This is a genomic window from Bradyrhizobium sp., from assembly GCF_052389815.1.
Lineage (GTDB): Bacteria > Pseudomonadota > Alphaproteobacteria > Rhizobiales > Xanthobacteraceae > Bradyrhizobium.
In genome coordinates, this window is the sequence record NZ_JBQTHN010000128.1 from 1 (window position 1) to 2,757 (window position 2,757).

Annotated in this window: 2 protein-coding genes; both read right to left on the reverse strand. The window is 66.5% G+C overall.

Going from position 1 to position 2,757, the window contains the following annotated elements; translation table 11 throughout:
* Window positions 1–1,337: amidase (locus ACT4OC_RS20850; RefSeq protein WP_444840923.1), on the reverse strand; the 1,337-nt coding region annotated here is incomplete at its 3' end.
* A gap of 214 nt (window positions 1,338–1,551) precedes the next feature.
* On the reverse strand, window positions 1,552–2,757 hold a 1,206-nt coding region (locus ACT4OC_RS20855; protein WP_444840924.1), incomplete at its 5' end, for a TRAP transporter large permease.

Sequence of the window (2,757 nt, forward strand, 5' to 3'; positions counted from 1 at the left end):
CCGACGAGCTGGATGCCGATCGGCAGGCCATCGGTCCCGAAGCCGCAAGGCAGGCTGACCGCGGGATGGCCGGTCATGTTGAACGGCATGGTCCAGGGAAACCAGTTCGGGCGGACGTCGTTCAATACCTTGCCGTCGATCTCGATGGTGCCGAACAGGTCCTGATCGATCGGTAGCGCGGTGCGGGTGATGGTCGGCATGGCGAGAATATCGAACTTCTGCAGCAACGCCTGCACCCCGCGGAACAGCGCGGTGCGCTCGAACATCGCCTGCTGGTAGTCGACGCCGCTCACCTTGGTGGCGAGCGCCAGCTGTTTCAGGAAGGTCTCGCTCAAGACGTCGCCATGATCGGCGGCAAGCTTCTCGAACCGCGCCCGCCAGGCGGTGTGATTGATGGCGCGCCAGATCGGCTCCACTTCAAATCCCTCGCCGGAGATTTCCTCGACCTCGGCGCCAAGCGTTTCGAGCTTCGCCAGCGCGGATCTGAACGAAGCGGCGACGTCGGCCGCAACGGGCCGGCCCGATGGCGCGAGGCAAAATCCGATCCTGCGTCCGCGCAGATCGCCGCGAGCGGCCGATCCCTCGACGTAATCGCCCGCCGGCAATCCGATCGACCAGGGATCGGACGCGTCCTCGCCCGCCATCGCCTGCATCATCAGGGCGGTGTCGGCGACGGTGCGCGTCGTCGGCGTCACATAGGTCTGGTTGCCGAAGGCGTCCTGCACCTGGCTGTGGGGAATGACGCCGTTGCTCTGCTTCAAGCCGACCACGCCGTTGCAGGCTGCCGGAATCCGCGTCGAGCCGCCGCCATCGGTCGCGATCGCAAGCGGCGCGATGCCGCTCGCCACCGCCACCGCGGCGCCCCCGCTCGAGCCGCCGCTCGATCGCAGGGCGCTCCAGGCATTGCGCGTGCGGCCGAACAGGGGTGAATCGGTCAGGCACTTGGTGCCGAACTCCGGCGTCGTGGTCTTGCCTATGAGGATGGCACCCGCTGCCCGCATGCGCGCCACGGCGACGGCATCGCGGTCGGGCACGTTGTCCCTGTAGGGCACCGCGCCGAACGTCGTGCGCACGCCGGCGGTGTTGACGATGTCCTTCACCGTGTAGGGAATGCCGTGAAGCAGGCCGGGCGGCGCTCCGGTCATGACCTCCCGCTCCGCACTCCGCGCCTCGGCCATCGCCTCATCGCCGCACAGGGTGATGAAGCAGTTCAGCTCGGGCTGCATGCGCTCGGCGCGCGCGAGAACGGCACGCGTGATTTCAACGGGCGAGATTTCCTTGTTGATGATCCTGGCGCGGAGCTCGCGGGCAGAGAGGAAACACAGTTCGTCACTCATGGCCTTCGGCTCCATGCACGATCGAGGCCAAGGACGTGACGTGCCCGGCCCGCTTTCAGCGCCAATTTAACGCACGCTATCGACCATACGGCAGGACTGCTGACCGGTCTTCCGGTCCGGAATGATTGCAATCATTCAGCGCCGCCGCGCACCATCCAGCGGCGCGACCGTGCAGCCGTGCGCTAGCGCCACCTTCGGCGATGGCTCCGCGCGGTCATTTCCACAGGACAGCCGCAGGCGCAGTGGCGAGCGTTTGCGGCACCACGTGCTCGATCTGCACCTTCACCTTGCGCTCCGCGTCCCGGCGGGCCTGCAGCCAGTGCGGGAACCACATCGCGATCGCGGGGAAGACGAGCACCAGGATCACGCAACCCACCTGGATGACCATGAAGTCGGCCATGCCGCGGTAGATCAACCGCAGGTTCCACTCCCGCACGACCTGCTTCAGATAGTAGGCCGACATGGCAACCGGCGGCGACAGGAAGGCGGTCTGCAGGACCACCGCGACGATGCAACCGAACCACACCATGTCGTAGCCGAGGCCCTTCGCCACCGGCGCCAGCATCGGCATGAAGATGAACACGATTGCCGGCCACTCGAACGGCCAGCCGAGCAGGAAGATCAGGGTCAGGAGCAGGCTCATCGTGCCCCATGGCGGCAGCGGCGAGGCAAGCAGGGCATTGGTCATCCACGAGGCCGTGCCGAGCCAGGCGAACACCGCTCCGAACACGTTGGAGGCAACCGCGAGCAGCAGCACCATGCTGGTGGTCGCCAGCGTGCTGTAGCAGGCCTGCAGCAGGCCGCTCCAGGTGAACTTGCCGTAGCCGATCACCAGCAGGATGGCACCGAGCGCGCCGAGTGCCGCGGCCTCCGCAGCCGTCGTGATGCCGGCGAGAATTGCGCCCAGCGTGAGGACGGTGAGCACGGTGACCGGAACGAGGCCGACCAGGCACTCCCACAGCACGATCTTCATCGATTCCGGCCGCTCTTGGACGGGCACGGGCGGACCGAGCTTTGGATTGAAGTAGCAGCGGATCAGGGTGTAGGCGATGAACATGGCGGACAGCAGAAAGCCCGGGCCGAACGCCGCCGCGTAGAGATCGATGATGGAGATGTCGAGCACCGGCGCCATCACCACCAGCATCACCGACGGCGGAATCAGGATACCCAGCGTGCCGCCGGCCGCGATCGCGCCCGCCGACATCCGCACGTCGTATCCTGCGCGGATCATCATGGGCCCGGCCATGATGCCGAGCAGCGCCACCGTCGCGCCCACGGTTCCGGCGGCGATGCCGAACAGCGTCGCGGTGACGATGACCACCACGTAAAGCGCACCGTTCATCGGCGCGAACAGATCGCGAAACGCCTTGAACAGCCGTTCCATCAGGCCGGCCTGATCGCAGACGAAACCCATCAGGAT